The organism is Nonomuraea rosea, from assembly GCF_039539705.1.
Classification (GTDB): Bacteria; Actinomycetota; Actinomycetes; order Streptosporangiales; family Streptosporangiaceae; genus Nonomuraea; species Nonomuraea rosea.
Genome location: NZ_BAABDQ010000033.1, coordinates 21,826 through 48,434, shown reverse-complemented (window position 1 = coordinate 48,434; position 26,609 = coordinate 21,826). Strand labels below are relative to the sequence as shown.

Genomic DNA, 26,609 nt, shown 5'->3' with positions numbered 1-26,609 from the left:
CCTCAGCAGCTCGGGGTCGGCGGGCGGTAGTCCGCGTCTGACCTGCGCAGCCATGCGGCGGCGGCCTCCGCGTTCTTGACGTCCGGCGGGACGCGGCGCGGCCCGTCCTCCGTCTCCAGCAGCCAGATGTCCTCGGGCATCACCCACGACCTGCTCACTCCGTAGCCGCTGCTGCCGGGGTCCGTGACGCGCCACAGCCGTGCGCCCACCCTGGTCTTCGGGACCTGTTTCAGCAGCCACCGGTAGCCCATGCGCTCAGCGATGATCAGCCGCACCTGGCCGCGCGGCTCGGCCCGCCATTGGGCGCCGGTGACCTGGCCGGTGATGACGTGCGCGGGCACCCGGGTGCCCTTCCACACGTGCACCCCGAACCCGTCCGGATAGACCACCGCGGGCCCGTGCGCGTTGTGCGGCCGGCCGTACTCGTCGAGGTGCAGCTCGACAGGCCGTTCCGTCAGTACGGCGACGCCGCGCAGCGCCCACCACCATCCGGCGCTGCGGGCGACGCGTGCCAGCCCGTCGGCCGGCGGCGCGTCGATCAGCCCGAGGCCGCGGAACGACTCCTGCATGGCCAGCCGCGCCACGTCGTGCTGGCCCAGGATGGCCCCGTCCTGCAGCATCCCCACTTCCGACGGCCGGTGCGCCTTCTTCGGCAGGCCGAGGTCCTTCCAGCGGACCGTGGTGAGCAGCTCGTACACCTCGTCCTTGATCACCTCGCCGAGGCGCTTTCCGGTCCGCAGCGGTGTCTCGACCGCCTCGGAGATCTTCCACCAGGTCGTCTCCCAGAGGTCGCGCCACTCCGGCCAGCCGCCCACGGCCTGGACCTCGCGGCTGACCTCGTCCTCCTGATGGCGGGTCATGGCGATGGTGGCGGCCATCGGGGAATCGGCCCATTCGATCTGGCCGGGTTCGGGCAGCCCGGCCAGCCGGTAGGCGTCGGCGACACCCGCTTCCGCCTGCTCCCGATCGGCCGGGCCGGTGGCCTCCGGGACGTGCCGCCACTTCTCCCGCGTCTCCGACAGGATCGCGAGGTGTTCGGCGGAGAGCTTCGTGAGGCGGGGCACCTTGTCGCTCATATGATCATTCTGGCAGCGACCCCGGCGACGGGACATCCGATTTCACCGCGACAGTTTTCTCGGCATTCACCACGACCCGGCCACCCAGCGGTGCCTTCAACCGGAGTCGCACCGGATGCGCATACGCGGCCAACGTCTCGTACATCGTCGGCTCTTCCCATGGCCACGGCCGGTCGCAGATGTCCTCATCGACGAGAACACCGATGACGACCGTGGACGCGGACTCCTCCACCATGGTGCCGGCCACGCGCTCGCACGGCTCGGGACTCGAAGGAGGGCGGCTGAACAGGACCCGCACAGTCAGCGTCCGCCCATCGGGTGACAGCGTCACGTTCTTGACGTCCCGCCACTCCGACGTGCTGCATCCCGCCACCACCAGTGAGACGCAAGCCATCGCGAGCGCTCTGCTCCCCAGTTTCGTCCGGGCCGGGCGCCGGAGGCGAGTCGCCGCCGTCATACGAGGACGGCCTCCGGCACCGCGGTCCGGCGGGCGAACGGCAGGAACGAGACGAGCAGGCAGAGGGCGCCGAGCGGGATGAGGTTCTTGTCGGCGAAGGGCAGGACCATGTCGAGCAGGACCAGGACAGGCGTCCACCACTTGACGAGGCGCAGGGCCGCGAGCCGGGCGACGAGCGCGACCTGGCCCACGTAGAACAGGAACGGGAGGACGTCGTAGACCGCGAACCGCACCCCGGGAACCGCCTGGACCTGGTCGAACAGCACGCCCATGGCCGCGTGGTCGGCGGACAGGAACCCGACCGCGATGTCGATCCCGAACTGCGCCAGCAGCACCACGACGCCGGCGGTCCCGGCCACCGCGCTGACGGTGGACACCGTGTCGCGCCCGGCCATGCGCCGCATACGCCAGAAGATGGGGACGAACAGGACGAGAGCCGCGATGAACGCCAGATGGCCGGTGGTCCACGCCAGGCCGGGGCCACGGCTGCCATCGAGGCCGTCGAGGATGCGGATCACGCCGTAGGCGAGCACGAGCAGGGGTGCGGCGATGAAAGGGGAGCGCAAGTTCATGAGGTAGATCGTCGGCTCTCCGGGGTGTCCCGCACATCGCCGCCATGGGCGATCCGGCGCATCCCTCTCAAGAGCGAGTGCGAATGGGCCGCACCGGCGATCCGCCGAAGCCGGGCTCCCCCGCCGAAACTCAGGGTGAACTCCGCACCGGCCGTCAGAGTGACGTCCACCTGATGCGTGAAATCGTCATCGGCGCGCTGCTTGCCTCCGCCGCTCCATCGGCCCACCAGTGCTTTGGGCACCGACGTCGCGGGCTCTGTTTCCCGTTCCGCGCTCTCACGTGGCGTCGGCGGCGGCTGAACGGTCAGGCATACGCCCGCCCAGACAGGCTCCCGGCGCACCCATTCACGCAGACGCCGCATAGGCGCCCCCTCGTCGTCGCGCTTCTCGTGGCAGGCCCGCCCCCATCATGGCGCAAGACCACGTCGCGAATGCGTTTATCCCTGAATGGCGGCCTGAGCTCGGCGGATACGGTCGTTGAGGTCGCGTCGCACGCTGTCGACGTCGGTGGTGGTGTTCTGGGCCAGGGTGTCCATCAGCTCCGCGCAGGCTTCTGCGGCCGCCGCCGCCCGGGGCAGCATGACCTTCTCGTACGCGATGGTGGCCGCGGCGAGGCCGGGGTGGGTGGCGATGGCGGTGGCCAGGTCGCTGCCGTCGATCAGGGCGAGGTTGGCGCCGATGCCGAACGGCGGCATGAGGTGGGCGGCGTCGCCGAGCAGGGTGATGCCCGGGACGTGGTCCCAGGTGTGCCCGGCCGGCAGGACGTGCAGGGGCCGGTTGACGAATCCGCTGTCGTTGCCGCGGAAGAGGTCGAGGACCATGGGGTGCCAGCCGGCGAACACGCCGCGCAGATGCTCGCACACCGCCGCCGTGTCGCCGAGGTCGAGGCCGGCGGTGACGTACCAGTCGGCCGGTGCGTCGAAGGCGGCGTAGATGCGGATGTGGGCGCCGCTGTTGCGCTGGGCCGAGATCACTTTCCCGTCGGCTCGCGCCGCCAGCGTGCCGGGCCCCACCCAGCGGGCGAGGCCGGGGTGGCGTACGTCGGCCTAGTCGAGGATCGTGGCGCCCGTGTAGCGCGGGACGGCGTCCGAGACGGCGGGCCGGACCCGGGACCAGGCGCCGTCGGCGCCGATGACGAGGTCGACGTCCGCGGTGGCGCACCCTGTTCGCGTACTTCCCCAGCAAGGAAGCCCTGGTCTTCGACCTCGACGACGGCATCGAGGCCGAGCTGGTCGCCGCGGTGCGCGACCGTGAGGCCGGCCGGTCCATTCCGCACGCCCTGCGCGAGCACATCCTCGCGCGAGCGATCGACGTCGCGGCCTTCCCCCACACCGCCGCCGTCACCAGCATGATCGAGAGCACCCCGGCCCTCCGCGACTACGCCCGCCGCATGTGGCCACGCCACGAAGCCGCCCTCGCCGCGGAGGCCGGCGTCCCCGAGGACGACCTCACCTGCGCCGCCTTCGCGCGGTTCGCCCTCGAAGCCGCCCACCTCATCCACGGCCACCCCGCCCCCGGGCAAGCCGCCGAAGCGATCTTCGCCCTGCTCGAACACGGCTGGACCACCGTCCATCCCGGCACGGGCTGACGGCGTCCTACGGTTGCCCGGCCGGCTGCTGCGGGACGACCAGCCCCCAGACGATCGAAGCCGCGGTTCGCAGGACCAGCTCGCCGTTGGCGTCCCGGTGCTCACCGACCACGTCCTCGACCTCCGCGCGGAACTCGGCGGCCTCCTGCGGCGGCATCAGGGCGCGGGCGAGGGAAGCGGTCGAGTGGAAGTGCTCGATGTAGTCGTCCATCGGCTGGCGGAACACCGTGGGCGCGGTTTCGCGCCGTCCGCGGATCTCGAACAACCCCAGCCGGCTCAGCTCGTCCGGCAGCGAGAACGCGGGATCGTAGCCCGGATTCCGGGAATGCCGGACGATCACCTCGCGGAGCGCGTCGCGCCACTCCAGCTGAAGGTGGTGCTGGTCGACGATGGCCACGAATGCGCCGGGCGCCAGAAGGCCGGCGGCGCGGGCCAGCGTCGGTTCCCAGTCCATCCAGTGCAGGCTCGCCCCGGCGGTGACCAGCGCGTACGGGCCGCGCACGCTCATGGTCTCGGCCGCCTCGACGTGCCAGCTCAGGTTGGGCCGATCGCCGCCCGGCCGCGATCGGCCCGCCGCGACCATCGCCGGCGAGATCTCCACCGCGTCGACGTGATCGACCCGAGCGGCCAAGGGCCTGGCCAGCGCTCCCTCGCCGGCTCCGAGGTCCAGGACCCGGCGCGGCCCGCCGGCCATGAGGGATTCAAGGATGTCGAACACCTCGGCCGGGTACGGCGGCCGATGGACATAGGCGGCGACCACATCGGGGTCCTGGAACGACGCCGCGAGCTCCCGCACCCTGCCGGGCAGACCCGCTCCACCCGTTCCCTGGCTCACTGTCCGCTCCCGTCGTCCCGTAGCGTCCGCGCCTCAACCCGCCCCGAGCCGGGAACGCCCCGGCGATCGCTCACCTCGGGAAGCCGCCGGTCCTGCTCCATTGCAACGTGGAGGAGCCACGCCGGAAGATGATCTCCTTGCCGCCGTCCCCCGCCGAGACCCGTTCCCAGCCGTCGAAGCTTCTCGTCAGGTGGTGGTCCCACGTGCGCAGGTCCCCCGAGGCCACGGCCGCGATGGACTCCATCGGCGGCTCGCCGTCCGAGCAGTAGACGCCGAAGTCCGCCACGGCCGTGACCGTTTCGCCGAAGGCCTTCAGGTGGACGCCCTGGCAGGCCTCGGTCTTCGTGCCGTAGATCAGGTGCGGCCGCGTCCAGCCGTTGCCCTGCGGGTCGGAGTGCTGCTCGTACAGACCGCTGCCGCGCCGGTAGTGCATGGCGACCCGCCGTCCGTCGTCCAGCTCGACCAGGTCGTTGTATGGGTCTCCGGTGCCGTTCCAGGAAATGTCGCTCTTGCGGAGTTCGTACGAGTAGCCCTTCGCCGGGGTGGCGCTCGGCTTCGATGCCGACGGGGCGGGGCTCGCCCGCGCGACCGTTGGATCCTCCCCACCACAGGCCGTCACCGACAACAACACCAACATCCCGGCCAGCGCCTGCCGGCTCTTCATGCGCATCCGTAGCTTTCCTCCGCAGTCCACGCCGCGACCCTACAGACCTTGTCATGTCTGACGAGACTCTCGATTACGAAAAGGTAACGACCGGCGTGCGGGTGGTTAGGCCCCCCGTGGGGAGCGGTTAGGGACTTTGCGGAAATTCGTACCAATCGGGGGTTTAGCCATGCTGAAGAAGACGCTGACCGTTTCCCTGGCCGGGGTCGCCGCCATGGGCCTGCACCTGGCCGTCCCACCGGCGGCGGACGCCGCGGCCTACGGCTGCAGCGGCGCGCAGGTCGGCAGCTGGAAGGTGCCGATGAAGGACAAGCTCAACGGCGGCACGTACTACATCAGCGACGTCAAGCTCTTCTACAACGCCCGCACCGGGTGGAACTGCGCCGTGCTGGCCAAGCGCTCCGGCCACCAGAGGTACGGCGAGAAGACGCCCATGTACCTGGAGATGTACAACTCCAGGTGGGCCGAGGACAACTACAAGAACAACTACGACAAGGACGCCGGCCGGTTCAAGTACCACGCCGGCCCGGTCAAGGTGTACGGCAAGAACATCTGCGTGAGCATCCACGCCAAGCACGGCGACCACACCGGGCCCGGCGACGACTACAACGGCCGGCTCGACCTGAGCGGCGTGGCCTGCGACTGAGCCGGAGCCGTGCTCCCCAGCAGCGGCAGCCACACGTCGTCCACGATCTCGCCGATCGACTCGGCCGGGACCGCGCGCATCGTCGTGAGCATGTCGTGGCGCAACAGGTCGAACGGCAGGTTCACCATGCGGGACGAGCGCGGCACGTCGGGCAGCTCGCCGCGCTCGACCGCGCGGGCGACGATCATCTCGAACGGGCTCGCCTGGCCCGGTGGGACCAGGGTGTCGCGTAGCTCGCTGAAGCTGGTGCCGGTGTCGCGGAAGTAGTCCACGAGCTGCACGCTCATCAACGTGATCGTGCCCGCGCGGTCGGCGTTCGCGTTGTGCAGGAAGCCGATCGCGTCGTCGCGGAGGCTGCCGGTGTCGGGCACCGCGATCGGCTGCCAGAACCTGGTGAGCGTGGCCAGCAACAGCTCGTCGCGCTGTTGCCAGCGCCGGTAGAGCACGGGACGGCTCGTGCCGGCGCGGGCGGCGACCGCTTCGTAGGTGAAGCCGTGGTAGCCGTGCTCGACCAGCACGTCCCATGCGGCGTCGAGGATCGCGTCCTCGAGCGCGGAGCCGCGCCGACGGGACGCTCCGCCGCCATGCAGCTCCCTCGGGCTCTGCTCATGCTTGCGATCCACTTGCGTATCTTATCGCGGCGACCCATTCGGCGGCCTCCCGCTGCCGCTGCGCGTGCTCGGCGAGCAGAACCCGATGTATCAACCAGCGCGATCTTGAACGGGTGCTCAGCGAGCGCGCGGCGGAGCTCGGTGCGGACGTCCGGCGAGACTGGGAAGTGCTGTCCTTCGGCCAGACCGAGGACCAGGTCGACGTCGTGGCCCGCCGTTCGGACGGATGCGCCTCGCCGAGCTCCTGCGCGACGCCCGCCCCCTGCTCGTGGACCTCACCGGCGGGAACGACCTCGCCGCCACCGCGGAGCCCTGGAACGACCTCGTGCGCCGGGTGACCGCGACCGCCGATGACGCCCCCGCGCCCGCGATGCTCATCCGGCCCGACGGCAACGTCGCCTGGGCGGGCGCGGACCCCGGCAGCCTGAAATCCGCGCTCACCCGCCGGTTCAGCCCGGGCTGAACCGGCTGCCCGATCCGTCACTGACCGACGCGGCCGTCGACGCATTCGCGCAGCAGGTCGGCGTGCCCGCAGTGCCTGGCGTATTCCTCGATCATGTGAACGAGCAACTCCCTGACGGCGATGTTCTCTTTCCCCACATGCTCGCCCAGGTCCTCGTGCCCGGCCAGCATGGCGTCCAGCGCGGCCTGCTCACGGGCCAGGTCGGCGTAGGCGGCGTCGACCACCGTCTGCTCGGCGACGGCCCCTTCGAAGTCACCGCCCTTGCCGTACAGGCTCGGCAGCTGATCCTCCGACGTGATCCAGTTGCTCCAGTCGCGTTCGACTTCGGCGAGATGGCGGAGCAGGCCGAGGAGTGACATGGTCGAGGGCGGCACCGACCGGCGAGCCAGCTGCTCCGGGTCCAGGCCCTCGCACTTCATCAGAAGCGTCAGCCGATAGCTCGACAGGAAGTCCCGCAGCGTCGGGAGCTCGCCGTCCGGAGCGGCTCCGTCGCTGTTGCGGGGATCGTCATCCGGGTCAGCCCACATGTCCGCGTAGACGGTCGCCTTGGTCCATCGATCAGGTTGCTCACTCATCCTGGTCATCCTGGCCGACGAAATGCCCGCTCCGCCATCGGTTTTAATCCGCCGAATGGTCACCGGGCGGCAAAAGCAAAAGGCAGAGAGCTTGTCACTCCCTGCCACTCTCAACATATAGCGCACCGGGGGGCTTGCGGCAAGACCGGGGTCGTGTTGCAGAATTTCCGGCCGGAGCCGCAATCCGCGGAGCTCAGGGGTCCGCGAGGGACCTGCTCGCGGGTGTGCTCCGCCGAAATGCACTGGGGGGTTCATGATTGACGTGATCATCGCCGGCGGCGGGCCGACCGGATTGATGCTGGCCGCTGAATTGCGGCTGCAGGGCGTACAGGCGCTCGTGCTGGAAAAGGACGCGGAGCCGGCCAGAATCGTCCGCTCGCTCGGCCTGCACGTACGCAGCATCGAGGTGATGGACCAGCGCGGCCTGCTGGAGCGATTCCTCGAGCAAGGGACCAGATACCCACTCCGTGGGCACTTCGCCGGCATCGACAAGCCGCAGCCTGACCGCATGGACACCGCGCATGGGTACCTCCTCGGCATCCCGCAGAACATCACCGACCGCCTGCTGGCCGAGCACGCCGTCGAGCTAGGCACCGAGCTCCGGCGCGGCGCCGAGCTCGTCGGGCTGAGCCAGGACGACCAGGGGGTGACCGCCGAGCTGGCCGACGGCACCCGCCTGCGCTCGCGCTACCTCGTCGGCTGCGACGGCGGCCGCAGCACGGTACGGAAGCTGCTCGGCATCGGCTTCCCCGGCGAGCCCGCCCAGAACGAGTGGCTGCTGGGCGAGATGGAGGCGACCGAGGACCCCGCGACGATCACCGCCGTCGTCGCGGAGATCCGCAAGACCCATCGCGGGTTCGGCGTCGGGCCGATAGGAGAGGGGGTGTTCCGCCTGGTCGTGCCCGCCGAGAAGGTGGCCGAGGACCGCGCGGTCCCGCCGACCCTCGACGAGGTCAGACAGCGGCTGCGGGTGTTCGCCGGCACCGACTTCGGCGTGCACTCACCGCGCTGGCTGTCGCGGTTCGGCGACGCCACCCGGCTGGCCGAGCGCTACCGGGCCGGCCGGGTGCTGCTGGCCGGCGACGCCGCGCACGTCCACGCACCGCTGGGCGGGCAGGGGCTCAACCTCGGCGTCCAGGACGCGTTCAACCTGGGCTGGAAACTGGCCGCCGAGATCGGCGGCTGGGCGCCGGAAGGGCTGCTGGACAGCTATCAGACCGAACGGCGCCCGGTGGCGGCCGACGTGCTGGACAACACCCGCGCGCAGGCCGAGCTGATGTCCCTGGAGCCGGGTCCCCAGGCGGTGCGCCGGATGCTGGCCGAGCTGATGGACTTCGAGGAGGTGACCCGATTCCTGATCGAGAAGATCACCGCGATCGGGATCCGTTACGACTTCGGCGACGGACCTGACCTGCTCGGCCGGCGGATGCGGGACATCCAGCTGCAGCGCGGGCGGCTCTACGAGCTGATGCGCGGCGGCCGCGGGCTGCTGCTCGACCAGACCGGCAAGCTCTCGGTGGCGGGCTGGGCGGATCGGATCGACCACGTCGTCGACGTCAGCGACGAGCTGGACGTGCCCGCGGCGCTGCTGCGGCCGGACGGCCATGTGGCGTGGGTCGGCGACGATCAGCAGGAGCTGCTCGAACGGCTGCCGCAGTGGTTCGGCGCGGCCGCCGGCTGAGAGCACCTGTGGGTGCCGAGGCGCTACCAGATTCGTCGGCAGTGCTCCGGCGTTCACGCCGGGGGTGAAGCCGACCAGCCCGCGTAGCGGGACAGGAACAGCCGATCCGCCGCCAGGCGAATCGGTGTCCACGGGTTCAGATGGGCTGGTTCTGCTGTTCGATGTACTGGCGGAGGACACTGATCGGAGGGCCGCCCAGCGACCCGGCGAAGGAGGAGCCCGACCACAGCTTGCTCGCCCGATAGTAGTGGCGGGCGAGTTCGGGGAATTCCTGGCGCATCCGCCGTGATGACACTCCGTTGAGGCTGTTGACCAGCTTGGAGAGGGCGATCTTGGGTGGGAAGCCGACCAGCAGGTGGACGTGGTTGTTCTCGCCGTTGAACTCGCTCAGCTGGGTTTCGAAGCCGGCGCACACGGATCTCATGATCTCTTCCATGCGGGTCAGGTGGGTGCCGGTGAAGACGCGGTGCCGGAACTTTGTCACGAAAACCACATGGGCGTGGCGGAGGAAAACGCAGTGTCTGCCGGTCCTGATTCCGCTGTATTCGTCCATAGGCCATCCATAGGCCAACTGTAGGATGCGGTCGTGCAGCTTCGTTACTCCTTCCGGCTGGACCCGACCCCGGGCCAGCGGATCGCGCTGGCGCGGGCGTTCGGGTGCGCGCGGGTGGTGTTCAACGACGCGCTCGCGGCCCGTCGTCAAGCGCACGCGGACGGCCTGCCGTTCATCAGTGACGGGGAGCTGTCCAAGCACGTCATCACCGAGGCCAAGCAGCGCCCGGATCGGGTGTGGCTTGGCGAGGTGTCGGCGGTCGTGCTCCAGCAGGCCCTGGCTGACGCCTGCATGGCCTACCGCAACTTCTTCGCCAGTCTCCGTGGGAGGCGGAAGGGGCCGAAGATCGCCGCGCCTCGGTTCCGGTCCCGCAAAGACAACCGGCAGGCGATCCGGTTCACCAGGAACGCCCGGTTCAAGGTGGGGGAGAAACTGACCTTGCCGAAGATCGGCGACATCGCGGTGCGCTGGTCGCGCCGCCTGCCGTCGGTCCCGTCCAGCGTGACGGTGATCAAGGATGCGGCGGGCCGGTACTTCGCCTCGTTCGTGGTCGAGGTCGACCGGCAGCCGTTGCCGCCGGTGGAGAGCGAGACCGGGATCGACCTTGGGCTCGGGCACTTCGCGGTGCTGGCCGACGGCCGGAAGATCGACTCCCCGCGGTTCCTGCGCCGGGCGGAGAAGAAACTTGGCGCGCTGCAGAAGGCGTTGAGCCGGAAGCAGAAGGGATCATCCAACCGGGCTAAGGCCCGGATCAAGGTCGCCCGCCAGCATGCCAGGGTCGCCGACGCGCGGCGCGAGTTCCACCACCAGGAATCCACCCGGATGGTTCGCGAAAACCAAGCGATCTTCGTGGAAGACCTGGCGGTCAACGGACTGGCCCGCACCCGGCTGGCCAAGAGCGTCCACGACGCGGGCTGGTCGGCGTTCACCGCCATGCTGGAGTACAAAGCGAAACTGTACGGGCGGACGTTCGCCAGGATCGACCGGTTCTTCCCTTCCTCCAAGCTCTGCTCGGCCTGCGGGACACTCGCCGGGCAGATGCCGCCGGCGGTTCGGGAGTGGGACTGCTCGTGTGGGGCACACCACGACCGGGACGTCAACGCCGCGATCAACATCCTCGCCGCTGGACGGGCGGAGAGGTTAAACGCCTGTGGAGGCCGGGTAAGACCATCGCTCGCGGTGGCACAGGCCGATGAAGCAGGAAGCCGTGGAAGTGCCGCCGCATGAACGGCGCGGCACAGGCCAGAATCCTCGGCCTATACGCCGGGGAGCGCGTCAATGAAGGACCGGCAGCAGCCGGACCGCCGGCGGGAGCGGCGCGCGGACGGGGTCGGCGCGGAACGACTGGATCATCAGGGCCGCGAACCGGCGCGACGCCGCCGCCCGCTGCTCGGGTGACTCGGCGCGGATGCCCTCGTTCGCCATCAGCGCCAGGATGAAGTCCTCCAGGACGAAGTCCGCCCGCAGGTCACCCGCCTCCTTCGCCCGCCGGATGAGCTGGAGCAGCAGCCGGATCGTCCGGTCGCGGTCCGCGGTGAAGTACGGCAGCCGTGAGGTGAACGCGCCGGAGAGACCCCGGTCGAGGGCGTGCACCTCCATGAGCTTCTCGATCACCAGGCAGAACCCGCGCCACGGGTCGTCCTCCGCCAGCCCCTCCTCGACGACCGCCGAGCACATGGCCATCGGCTCGGCGAAGACCTCGCTGAGCAGCGCTTCCTTGGTGGGAAAGTGCCGGTAGACGGTGGCCGCGCCGACCTGCGCGCGCCGGGCGATCTCCCGGATCGGCACGTCGAGGCCCTCGGCGGCGAAGGCCGCGCGGGCGACCGCGAGGATGCGCGCGCGGTTGTCGCGGGCGTCCGAGCGCAGCTTCTGACTCACTTCGGCCGTCACCGCTCTCACTTTAGCCAAACGGACGGGGTGTTCCGTTACGGTGCGGCGCATGAGAGCTGTTCAGTTTTCCGAGTACGGCCCGGCCGCCGTGGTGCAGGTCGCCGAGGTCGAGGAGCCGCATGCGGGGCCGGGGACGATCCGCATCGCCGTCCGGGCGTCCGGATTGTCGGCGGGTGAGACGTCCATCCGCTCAGGGAGGATGCGTGACGTGGTGCCGGTGACGTTCCCGTACCGGACCGGGTTCGACGCCGCGGGCGTCGTGGACGAGGTCGGCGACGGCGTCACGGGGGTGGGGGCGGGCGACGAGGTGTTCGGCATGACCGCGACGACCGCGCGCGGCGCCAACGCCGATCACGCGGTCCTGGTCGCCTGGGCGCCGAAACCGGCCGCGTGGAGCTGGGAGGAGGCCGGTGGCGCCGCGGGCAGCGTCGAGACGGCCACCCGGGTGCTCGACCGGCTCGCGGTCGGCGCCGGGCGAACCGTGCTGGTGCAGGGTGCGGCCGGCGGGGTGGGCACGGTCGCCGTGCAGCTCGCGGTCGCCCGTGGCGCCACCGTCATCGGCACGGCCGGGGAGCACAACCACGGCTTCCTGCGCTCGCTCGGCGCGGAGCCGACGACGTACGGGGCGGGTCTGGCCGAACGGGTCCGCGCGCTGGCGCCGGGCGGGGTGGACGCGGTGTTCGACTGCGCGGGAGGGGCGCTGCCCGACCTGATCGCCATCGCCGGGAGCCCGGCGCGCGTGGTGACCATCGCTCCCGACCTCACCGCGGCGGCCCTCGGCGTGCACCTGTCGCACGGTGCGCCGGCCGGCGACACGGCGGCGGCCGTCGGAGCCGCCGACCCGCTGGCGGTGCACGGCCTCGGCATCGCGGTCGAGCTCGCCGGGCAGGGCCGGCTGCGGGTACCGGTCGCGGCGGCGTTCCCGCTCACCGAGGCCGCGGCCGCGCACGAGCTGAGCGAGAGCCGTCACGCCCGCGGGAAGATCGTGCTGGTGAACTGACCAGCCGGGTCTCGCTGCTCGGGTGCCGGCACGCTAGGCGGGGAAATCAGCACCATCCACGACCAGGTGGGCGGCCCACTTGGGGATCTTGTCGAAGTCGTCCCCGTTCAGATCGATCCGTTCGAGCGAGGGAAGCTTCTTCAGCCATTTCGGCAGCTTGCTCAGGTACGTGTCGGTGAGGTCGAGTTCGGCGAGGGCGTGGAGGGTGGCCAGTGAGTCCGGCAACTCGCTGATGGGGTTGCCGGCCACATCGAGCCGGGTGAGCGAGGCGAGGCTCCCGAGTGAATCGGGCAGCTCGCTGAGGTTGTTGCCGTGGACGTCGAGCATTCTGAGGGAGGTGAGGTTTCCCATCCACTCAGGCAGCTCCTCCAGCTCACCATCGGAAAGATCCAGGCTGGTCAGCGAATGGAGGCCGCTTGACCACTCGGGCAATTCCTTCAGGCGGTGACCGGCCAGGCCGAGTTCCTGGAGAGCGCCAAGGCGGAGCAGGGATTCGGGGAGCTCGTGGAGGCGGTTGCCGGCCAATTCGAGCTGGGTGAGCGAGGTGAGCGTGCCCAGCCATTCCGGTAATTCGCCGAGCTCGTTGAAATTCAGGCGGAGGTGCGTGAGCGAGGTGAGCCCCGCCAGCGTTTCGGGCAGGGTGCGGAGCTTCAGGGCGGAGAGGTCCAGGACGGGAGCGCTGGTGCGTAACGCGTCGTTTATCCGCTTGTCGGCTTCTGCCGCCATCGATGCCTCCTCGGAGAATCACGCCAGGCTACCGACAAAGATCAGAATGGAGGAGGCCGCCGGGAGCTCACCACCGGCCCGCCTGGCGCCTGGCGATGGAGGTCGGGGCGGCGTTGCTCGCTCTGCGCGGCTGACCCGAGGCGGAAACGCCGGTGTCCGGAAGCTCCTCGAAGATCGGCGGCGGCGCGACATAGCCTGGGCTCATGGTGCGCTATGCCGTTGGGCTGCCGAATGTCGGCGAGTTCGGAGATCCCTCACTGCTGATCGAGCTGGCCGTCGCCGCCGAGGAGCACGGCTGGGACGGGGTCTTCGTGTGGGATCACCTCCTCTACCATGATCCGGACTGGCCGGTCGTGAGCCCCACGGTGGTGCTGTCGGGCATCGCGGCGCGCACCGACCGCATCCGCGTGGGTGTGCTGATGGCGGCGTTGCCGCGGCGGCGGACCCAGATGGTGGCCAAGGAGACCGCGACGCTGGACCGGCTGTCCGGCGGGCGGCTGGTCTTCGGCGCCGGTCTGGGATCGATGGACGCCGAGTACGCCGACTTCGGCGAGGACCCCGATCTGAAGGTGCGCGCCGCCAAGCTGGACGGCGCTCTGGAGGATCTGACGCGGCTCTGGAAGCAGCTGCCGCCGGCGCCGGTCCAGCAGCCGCGGATCCCGATCTGGTGCCCGGGACGATGGCCGACCCGGGCGGGGTTCCGGCGGGCGGCCAGGTGGGACGGGGCGATGCCGACCTTCCACCGTTACGGGCAGGAGCGGCCGGTGCCGGTCGCGGAGTTCGCCCAGGTGGTCGAGTTCCTGGCGGCGGAGCGGGGATCGCTGGACGGGTACGACATCGCGCTGGAGGGGCGCGCCGCGGACGGCCTCGTGGACGCGTACGCGGCGGCCGGCATGACGTGGTGGGTGGAGGCGATGGGCTGGTGGCGCGGCGGGACCGCGGAGGCCCTCGCGACCATCACCGCCGGGCCGCCGCGCTGACGGCCCAGGCGACGTGCCCGTCCGGGCGTATCAGCACGGCACGCGCCGTCGCCCACGCCCCGGCCGGGTCGGCGAGCCGGACGCGATGGCGGTCGGCGTTCCAGGACGTGGCACCTCCCTCAGGCGGAGCGCTGTCCTCAAGCGGAGCGTCGTCGGTCAGGTCGAGGAGGACGTGCCGGCCCGTCCGCATCAGCGCGTACAGCGTGCGGTCATCGTCGGCGAAGGCCAGGTCCGGGGCGCGGGTCCCGGTCAGCGGGTGGGCCGTCCCCGGGTCCGGTGGGTCGTAGCGGACGTCGAGCGCGGCCAGCCGCTCGGCCAGCGTCCGCGACAGCTCGGGCACCTCGGCGATGAGCGAGCTGAGCAGCGCGCGCAACGCCTGCCCGTCGTCGGAGAAGGCCGTCAAGAGCGCCGTCTGCGCCTGGGTGTGCCGGAGCAGCTCGGCGCCGACCGGATGGCGTTCGGCGTGGTACGTGTCGAGCAGGCCGGCGGGCGCGGTCCCGCGTACGGTGGCGGCCAGTTTCCAGCCGAGGTTGGCGGCGTCCTGGAGGCCGACGTTCAGCCCCACGCCGCCGGCGGGGAAGTGCATGTGCGCGGCGTCCCCGGCCAGCAGGATCCGGCCCCGGCGATAGTCGGTGGCCTGACGGGCGGCGTTGCCGAACCGGGACAACCATCGCGGATCGCGCATGCCGAAGTCGCGGCCGAGCACGCGTACGACCTTGGCGCGCACCTCCTCCAGCGTCAGCTCGCCGGGACGGTCGGAACGCAGGTCGTCGACGGTCATGCCGACGAACCGGTGCACCCCGCCGGGCAGGGGCAACGCCATCACGCCTCCCTCCGGCCCTGACACGCTCAGCGGCCCGGCGGGAGGCTCGTCGAGGACGACGTCGCCCAGCCAGCCCCAGACCGTGGCCTCGCTCCCGGGGAAGCCGATCCCGGCCGCCCGCCTGACCGTGCTGCGCGTCCCGTCACAGCCGGCGACGTAGGAGGCGCGCAGGGAGTACGGCCTGTCCGGGCCCGCCACCAGTACGGTCACCGCGTCCGCGGCCTGCTCCAGCCCGGTGACACGGTGGCCGCGCAGCACGGTCGCGCCCAGCGCCGTCGCGTGCTCCTCCAGCAGCTCCTCCGTGTGGACCTGCGGCAGGAACAGCGTGAACGGGTACGCGGTGTCCAGGACGCCGAAGTCCATGCGCTGGGACAGCGAGCCGAAGTGCCCCGTCGGGATCCGCGTCCCGGCCGAGACGAAACGGCCGGCGATCCCGCGCATGGCCAGCAGTTCGAGTGTCCTGGGGTGGATGGTGATCGCCTTGGAGTGCGGGTTCCGTTCCTCGCGGGTCTCCAGCACGGTCACCGGTACGTCGTGCAGCCGCAGCTCGGCCGCCAGCCACAGTCCCGTCGGCCCGGCGCCGACGATGATGACAGGATCCATCTCCAACCTCCTTGGTCGCTGACCAAGAGTAAACTAGGTCAGTGACCAATACGCAAACCACAACCTCTCGCCTGGACCCCGGCGCCGTCGTGGCAGCGGCCCTGCGGCTGCTGGACGGGCAAGGGCTGGAGGCCGTCACCATGCGCGCGGTCGCGGGCCTGCTCGGGGTGCGCATGAACACCGTGCTCTGGCACGTCAAGACCAAGGCCAGGCTGCTGGAGCTGATGGCCGACGCGATTGCCGCCGAGATCTCCCTGGACGGCCTGCCGGAGCCGGCGCCGCAGCAGGTCAGGGAGCTGATGCGGCGCTATCGCGGCGCGCTGCTCGGACATCGCGACGGAGCCGCGCTCGTGGCCGGCACCTACGCCGCCGAGCCCGCCACCCTGCGCTTCTCGGACGCGGTCATCGCGGCCCTGCTCGACGACGGGGCGACGCCGCGGGAGGCGGCGTGGACGCTGACCGCGATGGTGTACTTCACGCTCGGGCTCACGCAGGAGGAGCAGGGGCTGGCGGAGGCCGACGAAGCCCGGCTGCGCGCCGCCGTGGCCGCCGGTCCCCTCCCCGCCCTGCGGCAAGCCCTCGAACACCTCACGGACGGCACCTTCGGTGAACGCTTCGAGGACGGCCTCGACCGCATCCTCGCCTGAGGCGCACCTGTCACCCGGTGGTTTCGTGCAGGTATTTGACCCGTTCCTGGTCCGTCAGGTCTCTGGTCACCCGCTTGGCCGCCGTCCGGAGCACCTCCCGCATCGGACCGCAGACCTGGCACGACCAGACCCGGACCGTCCCGTCGTCGTGGGTGCTGACCAGCCGGTCCGCGGAGGCGAACGCCGCGGTCTCGACCGAGGCGCCGAAGCCCTGCACCACCAGGGGCTCGCTGGTTCCCGTGGTCTTCCAGACGCGGGTGGTGGCGTCGTTGCCGGTGGTCGCCAGCAGTTTGCCGTCCGGGCTGAAGGCCACGTTCCAGACGATGCCCTGGTGGCCGTTGAGCACCACGGCGTCGCCTCCCCCGTCCAGCGGCCAGATGCGGACGGAGCCGTCGTTCCCCCCGCTGGCGAGCAGCTTGCCGTCCGGCGAGAAGGCCACGGTCCACACCATTCCGCGGTGACCGGGCAGGATCACGGGATCTCCGGCGCCCGAGGCGTTCCAGACGCGGACGGTGCCGTCCGCGCCCGCGCCGGCGACCCGGGCGCCGTCCGGGCTGAACGCCGCTCCCCTGACCGAGCCCTGGTTGCCGCGCAGGACGACGGCGGGTTCGCCGGTCATGCTCCAGATCCGGACCGTGCCGTCGTTCGAGGCGGTGGCCACGCGCCGGCCGTCCGGGCTGAAGGAGGCGGTCCACACCGGCTCCGTGTGGCCGCGGAACACGACCGGTTCGCCCTTCGCCGTGAGGTCCTGCACCTTGACCAGGTGGTCCAGCCGGCCGGTGCTGGCGATCCGGCGGCCGTCGGGGCTGAAGGCGACGCCGACGCTGTCGCCCTCATGAGCGCGCAGGACGAGCGGGCGGGGCGCGTCCCAGATCCGCACGGTGCCGTCGGCGCCCACGCTGGCGACCCGGCCGTCCCGCCCGGTGACCGCGCTCCATGCGGCGCCTTCGTGACCGCGCAGGATCGTCGGGCCCCCGACCTCGGTCGCGTCCCAGATCCGGGCGGTGCCGTCCTCGCTGGCACTCGCCAGCTCGCGGCCGTCCCGGCTGAACGCGGCGGCGGTCACCGTGCCGCGGTGGCCGCGCAGGAGCAGGGGCCGCGAACGTCGTGTCGCGTCCCAGATCCGGACGATCCCGTCGTTGCCGGTGCTCAGGATCCGGCGGCCGTCATGGCTGTAGCCGATGCCTTCCGCGGTGCCGTCGTGGCTGCCGAGCACGAGCGATTCGCCGGGAGCACGGGGGTTCCACACCCGGACGGTGCCGTCGGTGCTGGCGGTGGCGAGGTTCCGCCCGTCCGGGCTGAACGCGACGGCCTCCACGGAGTCCTGGTGGCCGCGCAGCACGACCGGCGGCCGACTTCCGGCCAGGTCCCAGATCCGGATGGTACGGTCGCCGCTGCTGCTGGCCAGCCGCCGTCCGTCGGGGCTGAACGCCACGCCCAGCGTGCGCTCGTCGTGGCCCCGCAGCACGGGCCCCGGTGTCCCGCCGACGTTCCAGAACCGGATCGTCCCGTCGTCGCCGGCGCTGGCCACGCGGTCCCCGCGCGGGCTGAACGCCACGCTCCACACCTTGCCCTCGTGGCCGGTGAACGTCAGCGGTTTCCTGCCGGACGCCCAGTCCCACAGCGTGACCGCGCCGTCGATGCCGGCCGCGGCGAGCAGCTTGCCGTCCGGGCTGAAGACCGGGCTCCACACGTCGCTCACGTGGCCCTTGAGCACGGCCGGATCGTGCAGTGCGCCGTCGGGTTCCCTGCGCCAGACCTGGATCGCACCGTCCCGGCCGCTCGTGGCGACGTGCCGCCCGTCCGGGCTGTAGGAGACGCCGCTGATCATTCCGTCGTGGCCGGCGACGACGAACCGGACCCGGGATTCCAGCGTGGCCTGCCGCAGGACGGCCTCGGTCTCCTCGCCGGCCCGGATCGCGTACGCGCGTCCGGCCAGCAGCAGCGCGAGCTCGGGATCGAGGTACAGCTGCGCGCGGGCGTCGGCCACGAGCTGGCGGGTGAAGGCCAGCCGCTGTTCGGCCGCCGCCCGGCCGGCCTGGTCGAGCGCGACGATCGTGAGCACGGTCAGCGTCACCACGGCCGTCACGAGGGCGGCCACCGCGAGCCGGGTCCTGCGCCTGGCCGTCAGCCGCTTCGCCGCCGCGCGCCGCCGGCCGGCCTCCAGGAAGTCCAGCTCCAGCTGGTTCAGCGCGCCGGTGTCCAGGCCCTCCCATGCCGCCAGCCGGGCACCGCGGTACAGCACGCCGTCATCGCGGCCGTGACGCTCCCATTCGATGGCGTTGTCGGTCAGCCGCCTGTGCGTGAGCAGGTGCTCGCGGTCCTCCGCCAGCCAGGCGCGCAGCCGCGGCCACGATCGGATCAACGCCTCGTGCGCGACTTCGACCGTGTCCTCGTTCGTGATCACCAGCCGGCTCGCCACGAGCTCGGCCAGCACGTTCTCCCCGGTCAGCTCGTTCCTGGCCACCCTGCGGCGGGTGTCCTCGGTGCCCTGCCCCAGCGCGGTCAGGCGCAGGAAGATGTTGCGCACCCACGTTCGCGCGTCGGCGTCGAGCGCCTCGTACACCCGCTCGGCCGACTGGGCGATGGCGCCGCGCACTCCTCCGGCGCGGCGGTAGGCCGCGAGTGTCATCGTGTCGCCGGTGCGCCGCTTCCATGTCTCGTAGAGCGCGTGTGAGACCAGCGGCAGCGCGCCCGGTTCGCCTTCGGCGTCGGCGATGATCGCCTCGACCAGCGCCGCCTCGACCTTCACGCCGGCGCTGGCGGCGGGTTCGCGGATGACCGCCCGCAGTCCTGCGGCCTCCATCGGGCCGATCAGCACCTGCCGGTCGCGCAGGGCCGCGACCAGCGCCGGGTACTGCGCGCAGCGGGCGAAGAAGTCCGCCCGTACGCCGAGCACCACCCGTACCGAGGCGTCCTGTCCGGCCGCGGCCTCGACGAGGCAGCCGATGAACGCGGCCCGCTCCCGCTCGTCGGGGCAGAGCGTGAAGACCTCCTCGAACTGGTCGACCATGATCAGCACACACTCCGCAGAACGCGCGGCGAGGATCTGGCGCGCGACCAGGTTCACCGTGGCGGGCTGCCTGGCCAGATCGGCCTGGACGGAGCCGGCGGACAGGCCGACCGCGTTGCCGAGCTGCACGGCCAGCTCCTCCACGGGATGCCGTCCCGGAGTCAGCAGGATGGTCCGCCACGTGCCGCCGCCGGCGACGACGCCGTTCCACACCGCGGGCAGCAGGCCGGCCCGTAATATCGACGACTTGCCACTTCCGGACGCGCCGAATACCGCGACGAATGGCGAATCGGCCAGCCGTTCGCACAGCTCCCCGACTATTTCCGCACGACCGAAAAACAGGGCGGCATCGTGCGGCTCGAACGTGGTGAGCCCCAGATACGGTGACCGCCCGCCGTCATCGCTCCCGGCGGCCTCGCCCAGCTCGGCCGTGACCTGGTGCCAGCGCGTCTCCCACGCCGCCACATCGCCGCCGCAGGCCTGGACGTACGCGAGCGTGACGGCCTTGGACGGCAGCCTTTCCCCGCCCGCGGCGTCGGACAGCGCGGTGACCGAATAATGCGCGCGCCGGGCCAGCTCGCGGTAACTCGGCCGGCCCGCGGAATCACGCAGAGCGCGCAACTCGTGCGCGAACCGCTGGACCGGTCCCGCCTCGGAGTCCAAGCGGCGTTCAGGGCGCCCCATGTCGTCCCCGGTTTGTTTGTCCAGCACATCGCGAACTCGCTGGACGAACCATACCGAATTGCTTGATTCCGCGAAACTGCCCGCCAAATCAGAGGTCCCGGACAAATCCCCGCCACCGTCTATGCAGGGACGACAGGTCAGGCGCGCCAGCCGTTGTTTGTCCACGAGAACGCCGCGAACTGGACAACTCTGGCGGCGGCTAGTACTGGGAGGGTCCAACGCCGGTATCGCGGTCGATCCGCGAACCAACGTTCACGGGAGGAAAGCATGAAAATTCCAGCAGCCAGAGGACTGGGGCTCCTCACCTCCGCCCTGTTGGCCACGGCCTTCACGGTGACCATGTACACCCCCGCGTCCGCGGCCACCTCAGCGTCCGCGTCCGCGTCGAGCGCCGCGACGCTCCTCGCGCCCAACCGCTGCAACCTGCGGACCTACGCCAACCCGGGCAGCATCTGGATCCCCCCGAACTTCGAGAACTGCTACGACTGCCTCGCCAAAGCGGTGCGCCTCCGGGAGGTCAACCATCTGGACACCTACTGCACGTACAACCCGAGCAACGGCAAGACCGACCTGCACGCCGACTAGCGTCGCGAGCCGGCCCGCGTGATCAGCCGGGCCGGGCGGTGGCCAGCAGCCGCCGCCCGGCCCGGCCGACGTGCCAATGGATATGTCGCGGTAAATACAATAAGCGTGATCGTCGTTCTACAGGGCGTGGTCGAATATGAGCCCCTCTTGCGTTTTCTTCGCCCAGGACGGATCATTTCGATCATCGGCTGGGCCGCCCATGAAGTCGCGGGACTTTCGTACTGTTTCGTGCTCAGGAAGGACCATTGATTATCCGTCGCGCGCTTGTCGGCGCAGCCCAGGCCGCCACCACCCTCGTCGTTCTGCCGACCGGCCCTTCTCCGAGCGGACCCTCGTCGCCCAACCCGCCGGTTACGGCATTCCCCCCGCATTCCCGCGATCAGGAAGGACGATCCATGATCCGTCGCGTGCTGGCCGTCGCGGCCCTGGCCACCGCCGTGCTCGCCACCGTACCGACCGCCGCTCAAGCCCTCCCCGCCTGCCGAGCCGGCTACATGTGCAACTCCCAATTCTTCTCCGACGCCGCCCGCACCAACCTGGTCGGGGTCAAGACGGAATTCTGCAGTGGCGAGGTCTCGACCTGGGGCCGGGTCACCGGCTACCTCAACTGGTCGACGAGCGCCTGCTCCTGACAGAAGGCATCCGGCAGGGCGCGCGGCCCTGCCGGATGCCGCCGCATCACACCGTGCTCGATCACAATGGGCGCAGCGTCCAGGTCTGGTCGCCGTTGGCGGGGTCGCACGGGCTGGCGAAGACCTGGTTCCGCAGGCCGGCGTGCAGGCACGTCTCCTGGACCGGACCCTGCCACTTCACCGGCCGCCCCTTCCACTTGATCACGATGCGGTCCTCTCCCCACGCCTTCTCCACCGTGACGAAGGCGAAGCGGTGGTTCTTGAGGTCGATGCCGCAGCGCTCCATCCGCACCAGGGCCGGGTCCTTGTTCGGCCGGCCGGCGCAGAGTTTGTTCTTGCTGTAGAGGCTGCGCAGCTCCGAGCGGGAGTTCCTGGTCCACACGTAGCCGTCCCTGGTGCCTCTGGGCTGGCAGTGGAAGGTGCGCAGGGAGTATTTCGCGCCGCTGTCGGCCGGGGCCAGGCCCCACGTCAGGCACGTGTTCGTGCCGACGTTCCTGATCATGTACGTCTTGGGCGCCGCGAAGGCGGGCGCGGGCACGACGGCGGGGAAGACGGCCACGGCGGTCAAGAGCGCGATGGATAAGGGTCCCTTCATGGGGCGGAATCGTAGCCATGGGGCGGCGTGCTGCGCGGTAACCCCGGTTACCGGAAGATCGGCTGCGGGCCCCGGCGCCGCGCGTGCCGGATCTTCAACCGCCCCATCCCCATGGCCCCGGAGATCCGGATCCGCGGCCCGCCGGAGCGGGCGCCCCGCCGGGTCTTGTAGCGCGTGTCCTTCCACCCGGCGTACAGGCCCTCGACGTCCACGATCGCGTCGCGAGGCACCGTGATCACCGCCCCGCCGGTGCCGAGTCGCAGCTCGATGTCGATCACGGGATGCTCGATGACCGCACGGGACAGGTCCAGATGCACCCTCCCGAGCGCGGACTCGACCTTGAGGGTCCGAGGCACCCGCCAAGCGCCGCGCCGCCGGATCCGCCCGCCGACCGCGGCGATCGTGGCCGTGGCGCCCGCGGCCTCCTCCGGGAGCGCGGCCAGCGCGGACGCGAGCTCGCCGTCCGTCTCGGCGGTGAGCACCTGGTGGAGGCGTTCGTCCAGCTCCTCGTGGGTGAAGTGCCCGTCGGCGTACGCCTCCTGCAGGCGCCGCACGGCCGCGTCGCGGTCGGTCATGACCCCTCCACTGGGTACGTTGTACGCGGTTATGTGCCGCCAGACTAGTTACTGAGTACGATGTACGCAACTGGGAGGTGAAACCATGACCGACGCCGAGTACGTGAGCATCTGGATGCGGCCCGAGCACCCGGCCCGCGGGCCGAAACCGGCCTACAGCCGCGCCCAGATCGCCGAGGCGGCGGTCCGGATCGCCGACGCCGAGGGGCTGGAGGCCGCCACCATGCGGCGGATCGCCGCCGAGATCGGCGCGGGCGCGATGTCCCTCTACCGGTACGTCCCGAGCCGCGACGACCTCATCGTGCTCATGGCCGACCGGCTGATGGGCGAGATCGACGTCGCGGGACTGCCCTCCGGCGACTGGCGCGCGGACCTGGCGCGCTACGCCGGCGAGCAGCGGGCGATGTGGCTGCGGCACCCCTGGATCACCACCGTGCGGCGGTCGCTCCCCGGCTACGGCCCCAACCAGTTGCTCCTGATCGAACGGGTCATGGGAGTCCTCGACGCTCACGTGCCCATCGACGAGAACCTCGGCCTCATGGCCATCCTGAACGGCTACGTCGAGAGCGCCGTCCGCGACGAGGTCAGCTGGGCCGAGGAGGTCCGCCGCAGCGGGCTCGACGAGTCGGCGTGGATGGCGCGCAGCTACCCCTACCTCCAGCAACTGCTCGCCAGCGGCAAATACCCGATCTTCACCAAGATCGCGACACAGGCGCGCCCCCCGCACATGAGCCGTGACGACCACTTCCGCTACGGGCTGGAGCGCGTCCTCGACTGCATCGCCGCGGCGCTGGCGGGCCTTTAACGGGTGCACCGACCGGTGGATGGAGCGGCAGGTCAGCAGCCGCGCCGGGAACGCTTACCCGTCAGGTCATCGATCCCGGCGCGTCCGCCTGCGATGATCGCCGGTGTACGGAGCCCGACCGGCCGAAAGGACACCATGCCCGCCTACGTCATAGCTCACCTGCAAGAGGCGGCCCCGCACCCGGAGATCGCCGAGTACATCGAGCGCATTCCCGGCACCTTCGAGCCGTACGGCGGCCGCTTCCTCGTGCACGTCACGCAGCACGAGGTGAAGGAGGGCCGCTGGCCCGGGCACGTCGTGGTGATCGGCTTCCCCGGGATCGCCGAGGCGCGGAGCTGGTGGGACTCCCCCGCGTACCAGGAGATCGCGCCGCTGCGCTCCCGGCACATCGAGGGCGACATCATCCTGGTCGACGGCGTCCCCGAGGGCTACGACCCGGCTTCCACCGCGAAGGCGATGCGGGACGCCCTGCCCGCCGAGTAACCGTCAGGGCCGGCAACCGATGGCCCGGAGCTCGTCGGCGGCCTCCTGCTCCCGGCCGGGCAGCAGGCGCAGCGTGCAGGCGCGCTCGAACCGGGCGTCGATCGACGTCCACCGTTCGACCGCGGCCTCGTACCAGCGGATGGAGAAGGGCGCGAAGGCCCGCTCGACCAGCGCGGCGGCCTGGTCGTGATCGCGGGTGTGCACGGCGACCCTGGCGTCGGCGAAGGCGGCGACGGCCGCCAGCACCGGCGAGGAGGATGAGCGCGAGCCGCTCCTGGCAGATCTCCTGGACGGTGCGCATGTGACCGGCCCGCGCGTTCGCGAGGGTGAGAACGTCCAGCGCGCCCAGCAGAACGACGGGGTCGCCGCATTCGCGAGCGCTGCCGACGGCGGAGCGGGCGGGCTCCAGGCCGCCCTGATGCCAGGCCCGCGCCACCGCGAGGAGGGCCGCGGCGCGCGGATCGGCCGGCTCGGCGGCCCGTTCAGCTCCTGGGAAGCGTCCGGGCGGCCTTCACGGGCGCCTTCAACGTCGTCGGCCTCGTCGGCGCGGCCGTGCTGGTCCTGGTGCTGCTCCTCACGCGGCCCGCACAGGCCGGCCACACGGCGGACCTCCGATGAGGCGTGCGGCTCAAGCGGCCGCCGGTTCGCCGCTCTGCTGGTGGTCGGTGAGGTCGCGCAGGTGGCGGACGCGCGAGGTCAGCAGGATCAGCGGCATGCCGGCGGCGGCGACCACGAAGACGGCCAGGGCGGCCCGTCCGCTGAGGAGCCCGGCGATCGTTCCGGCGATCAGCCCGCCCAGCGGGATCGCGCCCCAGGAGACGAAGCGGACCGTCGCCATCACCCTGGACAGCAGCTCGGGCGGGCTGGCGATCTGCCGGTAGGTGCGGGTCACCACGCTGAGCACCGCCACGCCGGCGGCGAAGACCGCGCTGCCGGTGGCGAAGGCGGCGAAGGCCGGCCAGCCGGTGCCCAAGGGCACCACGAGCGCCCCCGCGACCGCGACGAATCCGGCGGCGATCAGTGCGCGGGCGGTGCCGAGCCTGGCCGTGATCCGGTTCGTCAGAGCCGCGCCGATCAGCGTGCCGGCACCGTCCGCCGCCAGCAGAAGCCCGACGAGGCCTGGTTCGGCGTGGAGCTCGCGCACGAGGTACAGCGCGTAGAGCGTGTGCTGTGCCCCGCACACCAGGTTCGCCGCGGTGGCGGTCCACATGCAGGGGCCCATCACCGGGTGACGTACGACGAACCGCCAGCCCTCGCCGATCATCGCCCGCATCGGCGGCCAGCGGTCGGGGGCCTCGGCGCGGCGTTCCGGCAGGGTTCGCAGCAGCAGGGCCGAGACGAGATAGCTCGCGGCGTCGACCAGGAGGGTGGGGACCGCCCCGAGCACCTGGACGACGAGACCGCCGACGGACGGACCGCCGAGCTCGGTGGTGGCGTGGGTGCCGGAGGTCAGGCTGTTACGGGACTGCAGGTGGTCGCTGCTCACGATCGACGGCAGGAAGGTCGCGTTGGCGACGTCGAAGATGACGTTCGCGAAGCTGATCACCAGGGCCACGATCACCAGCTGGGCGACCGTCAGGCCGTCCGACCACCAGGCCACCGGGATGGAGACGATCGCCGCCGCGCGGGCCAGGTCGGCGCCGATCTGAACCCTTCGCATGGGGAGCCGCTGCACCATCACCCCGGCGGGCAGGCCGATCACGATCCAGGCGACGTAGCTGGCGGCGACGATCAGGCCCATCTCGAACGCGGAGGCGTCCAACACCGTCAACGCCGTCAGCGGGAGCGCCACCGCGCCCACCGCCGAGCCGAGCGCGCTGGTGGCGCCTGCCGTCCACCACCGCCAGAAGACACTCGCACCATGCGTGCCGCCGAACGCCATCCTGCCACCTCTCGTGGTTAGTTCCATATTGGAACGCACTATACTGAAGACGTGAAGCGCACCGATCTCCCCCAAGCCGACTGCGGCATCGCGCAAGCGCTCGGAGTGATCGGCGACTGGTGGACGTTCCTGGTGGTGCGTGACATCGCCGGCGGCACCACCCGCTTCGACGGCCTTCAGCGTGAGCTCGGCGTCAGCCGCCGGGCCCTCACCGAACGCCTCGCGAGCCTGGTCGCGCACGGCGTGCTGGAGAAGCGCCCCTACTCCGATCGCCCGCCGCGCTACGACTACCTGCTGACCGCCAAGGGCGAGGGCCTGCTGCCGGCGCTCATCGCGCTGCAGGATTGGGGCACCAGGCATGTGATGGGCGATGGGTCGATGACCGCGACCAGCGAGGACGGATCCGCCGAGACCCGCCGGGTGCACGATCTGGCCGGCAAGAGAGTGCCGGACGTCGTGCTGCGGCGGCACGACGGCGAGCCTGTCGCGCCCGGCGCGCCGGGAGGCGCATGGACCGTCCTCTACTTCTTCCCCGGCGCCTTCGCCCCTGGCGCCCAGGACTACCCGCCCGGCTGGGCCGACATCCCGGGCGCCACGGGCTGCACCCTCGAATCCTTGACCTACGCCGCACGGCACGCCGACTTCGAGGCGGCCGGCGCCTCGATCCGTGGGGTCAGCACCCAGCGGCCCGACCAGCTGGCCGCGTTCGCCGCGCATGCGCGACTGCCCTACCCTCTCCTGTCCGACCAGGACAGCAAGCTCGCGGCCGGGCTGCTGCTCCCGACGTTCCGGGCGGCCGGCGTCGACCGCTTCAAGCGCCTCTCCCTGCTGGTCGATCCCGGCGCGACCATCCGGGCGGTGCAGTTCCCCATCAGCGATCCGGCCGGGTCGGTGGATGAGATGCTCACCCTCCTCCGCGGCCGGCAGCGCGAACACAGCTGATCGCGGGATCCGGGATGAAGCCG

33 protein-coding genes are annotated in these 26,609 nt (G+C 71.1%); 14 read left to right on the top strand and 19 right to left on the bottom strand.

Annotated features, from left to right (window positions below):
• Positions 1–2: 2 nt before the first annotated feature.
• The 5 genes from ABEA43_RS48220 to ABEA43_RS48200 form a co-directional block, all read right to left on the bottom strand.
• The gene (locus ABEA43_RS48220; RefSeq protein WP_345572830.1) at positions 3–1,076 is read right to left on the bottom strand and encodes a DUF6745 domain-containing protein; all 1,074 of its coding nucleotides are present in this window, start codon (positions 1,074–1,076) and stop codon (positions 3–5) included.
• Positions 1,077–1,080: 4 nt separating this feature from the next.
• The gene (locus ABEA43_RS48215) at positions 1,081–1,407 is read right to left on the bottom strand and encodes a hypothetical protein (RefSeq protein WP_345572829.1); all 327 of its coding nucleotides are present in this window, start codon (positions 1,405–1,407) and stop codon (positions 1,081–1,083) included.
• A 122-nt stretch (positions 1,408–1,529) separates the two neighbouring features.
• Positions 1,530–2,105: a hypothetical protein gene (locus ABEA43_RS48210; protein ID WP_345572828.1), complete on the bottom strand. Its 576-nt coding sequence runs from the start codon at positions 2,103–2,105 to the stop codon at positions 1,530–1,532.
• Entirely contained in the window at positions 2,102–2,467 is a 366-nt protein-coding gene (locus ABEA43_RS48205) for a hypothetical protein (protein ID WP_345572827.1), read from the bottom strand. Before ABEA43_RS48205 ends, ABEA43_RS48210 begins: the two co-directional genes overlap by 4 nt.
• Positions 2,468–2,542: 75 nt before the next feature.
• A complete protein-coding gene (locus ABEA43_RS48200; protein ID WP_345572826.1) occupies positions 2,543–3,118 on the bottom strand; it encodes an FAD-dependent oxidoreductase in 576 nt (191 codons plus the stop codon).
• Positions 3,119–3,345: 227 nt separating this feature from the next.
• On the opposite strand from ABEA43_RS48200, the gene ABEA43_RS48195 reads away from it, so the two are divergent.
• The gene (locus ABEA43_RS48195) at positions 3,346–3,693 is read left to right on the top strand and encodes a hypothetical protein (protein WP_345572825.1); all 348 of its coding nucleotides are present in this window, start codon (positions 3,346–3,348) and stop codon (positions 3,691–3,693) included.
• A 7-nt stretch (positions 3,694–3,700) separates the two neighbouring features.
• On the opposite strand, the gene ABEA43_RS48190 is transcribed toward ABEA43_RS48195, so the two are convergent.
• Together ABEA43_RS48190 and ABEA43_RS48185 are read right to left on the bottom strand one after the other, a co-directional pair.
• Positions 3,701–4,528, bottom strand: coding sequence for a class I SAM-dependent methyltransferase (locus ABEA43_RS48190; protein WP_345572824.1), 828 nt, complete (start codon positions 4,526–4,528; stop codon positions 3,701–3,703).
• A 70-nt stretch (positions 4,529–4,598) separates the two neighbouring features.
• Complete coding sequence (locus ABEA43_RS48185) at positions 4,599–5,198, bottom strand: hypothetical protein (RefSeq protein ID WP_345572823.1); 600 nt, start codon at positions 5,196–5,198, stop codon at positions 4,599–4,601.
• A 163-nt stretch (positions 5,199–5,361) separates the two neighbouring features.
• Between ABEA43_RS48185 and ABEA43_RS48180 the strand changes: the two genes are divergently transcribed.
• A complete protein-coding gene (locus ABEA43_RS48180) occupies positions 5,362–5,838 on the top strand; it encodes a hypothetical protein (protein ID WP_345572822.1) in 477 nt (158 codons plus the stop codon).
• Here the strand turns inward: ABEA43_RS48180 and ABEA43_RS48175 are convergent.
• Complete coding sequence (locus ABEA43_RS48175; RefSeq protein ID WP_345572821.1) at positions 5,796–6,461, bottom strand: TetR/AcrR family transcriptional regulator; 666 nt, start codon at positions 6,459–6,461, stop codon at positions 5,796–5,798. The two genes, ABEA43_RS48180 and ABEA43_RS48175, sit on opposite strands and share 43 nt — an antisense overlap.
• On the opposite strand from ABEA43_RS48175, the gene ABEA43_RS68350 reads away from it, so the two are divergent.
• Together ABEA43_RS68350 and ABEA43_RS48170 are read left to right on the top strand one after the other, a co-directional pair.
• Positions 6,362–6,787 (top strand): FAD-dependent monooxygenase, encoded by a 426-nt coding sequence (locus ABEA43_RS68350; protein WP_425570537.1) that lies wholly within the window; start codon positions 6,362–6,364, stop codon positions 6,785–6,787. The genes ABEA43_RS48175 and ABEA43_RS68350 overlap by 100 nt on opposite strands.
• The gene (locus ABEA43_RS48170) at positions 6,676–6,912 is read left to right on the top strand and encodes an aromatic-ring hydroxylase C-terminal domain-containing protein (RefSeq protein WP_345572820.1); all 237 of its coding nucleotides are present in this window, start codon (positions 6,676–6,678) and stop codon (positions 6,910–6,912) included. Before ABEA43_RS68350 ends, ABEA43_RS48170 begins: the two co-directional genes overlap by 112 nt.
• Positions 6,913–6,929: 17 nt before the next feature.
• On the opposite strand, the gene ABEA43_RS48165 is transcribed toward ABEA43_RS48170, so the two are convergent.
• The gene (locus ABEA43_RS48165; protein WP_345572819.1) at positions 6,930–7,487 is read right to left on the bottom strand and encodes a DinB family protein; all 558 of its coding nucleotides are present in this window, start codon (positions 7,485–7,487) and stop codon (positions 6,930–6,932) included.
• A gap of 253 nt (positions 7,488–7,740) precedes the next feature.
• On the opposite strand from ABEA43_RS48165, the gene rox reads away from it, so the two are divergent.
• Complete coding sequence (gene rox / locus ABEA43_RS48160; RefSeq protein WP_345572818.1) at positions 7,741–9,168, top strand: rifampin monooxygenase; 1,428 nt, start codon at positions 7,741–7,743, stop codon at positions 9,166–9,168.
• Between the two features lie 136 nt (positions 9,169–9,304).
• Here the strand turns inward: rox and tnpA are convergent, their stop codons facing one another.
• Positions 9,305–9,721: an IS200/IS605 family transposase gene (tnpA, locus tag ABEA43_RS48155; protein ID WP_345572817.1), complete on the bottom strand. Its 417-nt coding sequence runs from the start codon at positions 9,719–9,721 to the stop codon at positions 9,305–9,307.
• Positions 9,722–9,754: 33 nt separating this feature from the next.
• Between tnpA and ABEA43_RS48150 the strand changes: the two genes are divergently transcribed.
• Positions 9,755–10,948 carry an RNA-guided endonuclease InsQ/TnpB family protein gene (locus ABEA43_RS48150; protein WP_345572816.1) on the top strand — a complete coding sequence of 398 codons (1,194 nt, stop codon included), beginning with the start codon at positions 9,755–9,757 and terminating at the stop codon, positions 10,946–10,948.
• Positions 10,949–10,996: 48 nt separating this feature from the next.
• Here the strand turns inward: ABEA43_RS48150 and ABEA43_RS48145 are convergent, their stop codons facing one another.
• The gene (locus ABEA43_RS48145; protein ID WP_345572815.1) at positions 10,997–11,611 is read right to left on the bottom strand and encodes a TetR/AcrR family transcriptional regulator; all 615 of its coding nucleotides are present in this window, start codon (positions 11,609–11,611) and stop codon (positions 10,997–10,999) included.
• A 49-nt stretch (positions 11,612–11,660) separates the two neighbouring features.
• On the opposite strand from ABEA43_RS48145, the gene ABEA43_RS48140 reads away from it, so the two are divergent.
• Positions 11,661–12,611 carry an NADP-dependent oxidoreductase gene (locus ABEA43_RS48140; protein ID WP_345572814.1) on the top strand — a complete coding sequence of 317 codons (951 nt, stop codon included), beginning with the start codon at positions 11,661–11,663 and terminating at the stop codon, positions 12,609–12,611.
• A gap of 33 nt (positions 12,612–12,644) precedes the next feature.
• Here ABEA43_RS48140 and ABEA43_RS48135 read toward each other — a convergent pair whose 3' ends face one another.
• Together ABEA43_RS48135 and ABEA43_RS48130 are read right to left on the bottom strand one after the other, a co-directional pair.
• Positions 12,645–13,337 carry a leucine-rich repeat domain-containing protein gene (locus ABEA43_RS48135; protein ID WP_345572813.1) on the bottom strand — a complete coding sequence of 231 codons (693 nt, stop codon included), beginning with the start codon at positions 13,335–13,337 and terminating at the stop codon, positions 12,645–12,647.
• 67 nt (positions 13,338–13,404) lie between these two features.
• Positions 13,405–13,542, bottom strand: a complete 138-nt coding sequence (locus ABEA43_RS48130; protein ID WP_345572812.1) for a hypothetical protein — start codon at positions 13,540–13,542, stop codon at positions 13,405–13,407.
• Between ABEA43_RS48130 and ABEA43_RS48125 the strand changes: the two genes are divergently transcribed.
• The gene (locus ABEA43_RS48125; RefSeq protein ID WP_345572811.1) at positions 13,541–14,317 is read left to right on the top strand and encodes an LLM class flavin-dependent oxidoreductase; all 777 of its coding nucleotides are present in this window, start codon (positions 13,541–13,543) and stop codon (positions 14,315–14,317) included. The two genes, ABEA43_RS48130 and ABEA43_RS48125, sit on opposite strands and share 2 nt — an antisense overlap.
• On the opposite strand, the gene ABEA43_RS48120 is transcribed toward ABEA43_RS48125, so the two are convergent.
• Positions 14,295–15,743, bottom strand: coding sequence for an FAD-dependent monooxygenase (locus ABEA43_RS48120; RefSeq protein ID WP_345572810.1), 1,449 nt, complete (start codon positions 15,741–15,743; stop codon positions 14,295–14,297). The genes ABEA43_RS48125 and ABEA43_RS48120 overlap by 23 nt on opposite strands.
• A 41-nt stretch (positions 15,744–15,784) precedes the next feature.
• Here ABEA43_RS48120 and ABEA43_RS48115 point away from each other — a divergent pair, with 41 nt between their 5' ends.
• Positions 15,785–16,390, top strand: coding sequence for a TetR/AcrR family transcriptional regulator C-terminal domain-containing protein (locus tag ABEA43_RS48115; protein ID WP_345572809.1), 606 nt, complete (start codon positions 15,785–15,787; stop codon positions 16,388–16,390).
• Between the two features lie 10 nt (positions 16,391–16,400).
• Here the strand turns inward: ABEA43_RS48115 and ABEA43_RS48110 are convergent, their stop codons facing one another.
• On the bottom strand, positions 16,401–20,114 hold the full coding sequence (locus tag ABEA43_RS48110) for an nSTAND1 domain-containing NTPase (protein ID WP_345572808.1): 3,714 nt from the start codon (positions 20,112–20,114) through the stop codon (positions 16,401–16,403).
• A gap of 240 nt (positions 20,115–20,354) precedes the next feature.
• Here ABEA43_RS48110 and ABEA43_RS48105 point away from each other — a divergent pair, with 240 nt between their 5' ends.
• A complete protein-coding gene (locus ABEA43_RS48105) occupies positions 20,355–20,672 on the top strand; it encodes a hypothetical protein (RefSeq protein ID WP_345572807.1) in 318 nt (105 codons plus the stop codon).
• A gap of 395 nt (positions 20,673–21,067) precedes the next feature.
• Complete coding sequence (locus tag ABEA43_RS48100; protein WP_345572806.1) at positions 21,068–21,304, top strand: DUF6289 family protein; 237 nt, start codon at positions 21,068–21,070, stop codon at positions 21,302–21,304.
• A 61-nt stretch (positions 21,305–21,365) separates the two neighbouring features.
• On the opposite strand, the gene ABEA43_RS48095 is transcribed toward ABEA43_RS48100, so the two are convergent.
• Positions 21,366–21,899 carry a hypothetical protein gene (locus tag ABEA43_RS48095; RefSeq protein WP_345572805.1) on the bottom strand — a complete coding sequence of 178 codons (534 nt, stop codon included), beginning with the start codon at positions 21,897–21,899 and terminating at the stop codon, positions 21,366–21,368.
• A gap of 47 nt (positions 21,900–21,946) precedes the next feature.
• A complete protein-coding gene (locus ABEA43_RS48090) occupies positions 21,947–22,474 on the bottom strand; it encodes a DUF1707 SHOCT-like domain-containing protein (protein WP_345572804.1) in 528 nt (175 codons plus the stop codon).
• An 85-nt stretch (positions 22,475–22,559) separates the two neighbouring features.
• Between ABEA43_RS48090 and ABEA43_RS48085 the strand changes: the two genes are divergently transcribed.
• Positions 22,560–23,279, top strand: coding sequence for a TetR/AcrR family transcriptional regulator (locus ABEA43_RS48085; protein WP_345572803.1), 720 nt, complete (start codon positions 22,560–22,562; stop codon positions 23,277–23,279).
• A 135-nt stretch (positions 23,280–23,414) separates the two neighbouring features.
• On the top strand, positions 23,415–23,762 hold the full coding sequence (locus tag ABEA43_RS48080) for a DUF1330 domain-containing protein (protein ID WP_345572802.1): 348 nt from the start codon (positions 23,415–23,417) through the stop codon (positions 23,760–23,762).
• A 3-nt stretch (positions 23,763–23,765) separates the two neighbouring features.
• Here the strand turns inward: ABEA43_RS48080 and ABEA43_RS48075 are convergent, their stop codons facing one another.
• Together ABEA43_RS48075 and ABEA43_RS48070 are read right to left on the bottom strand one after the other, a co-directional pair.
• Complete coding sequence (locus tag ABEA43_RS48075) at positions 23,766–24,008, bottom strand: hypothetical protein (protein WP_345572801.1); 243 nt, start codon at positions 24,006–24,008, stop codon at positions 23,766–23,768.
• Between the two features lie 382 nt (positions 24,009–24,390).
• Entirely contained in the window at positions 24,391–25,671 is a 1,281-nt protein-coding gene (locus tag ABEA43_RS48070; RefSeq protein ID WP_345572800.1) for an MFS transporter, read from the bottom strand.
• 24 nt (positions 25,672–25,695) lie between these two features.
• Between ABEA43_RS48070 and ABEA43_RS48065 the strand changes: the two genes are divergently transcribed.
• Positions 25,696–26,586: a winged helix-turn-helix transcriptional regulator gene (locus tag ABEA43_RS48065; RefSeq protein WP_345572799.1), complete on the top strand. Its 891-nt coding sequence runs from the start codon at positions 25,696–25,698 to the stop codon at positions 26,584–26,586.
• Positions 26,587–26,609 lie beyond the last annotated feature (23 nt).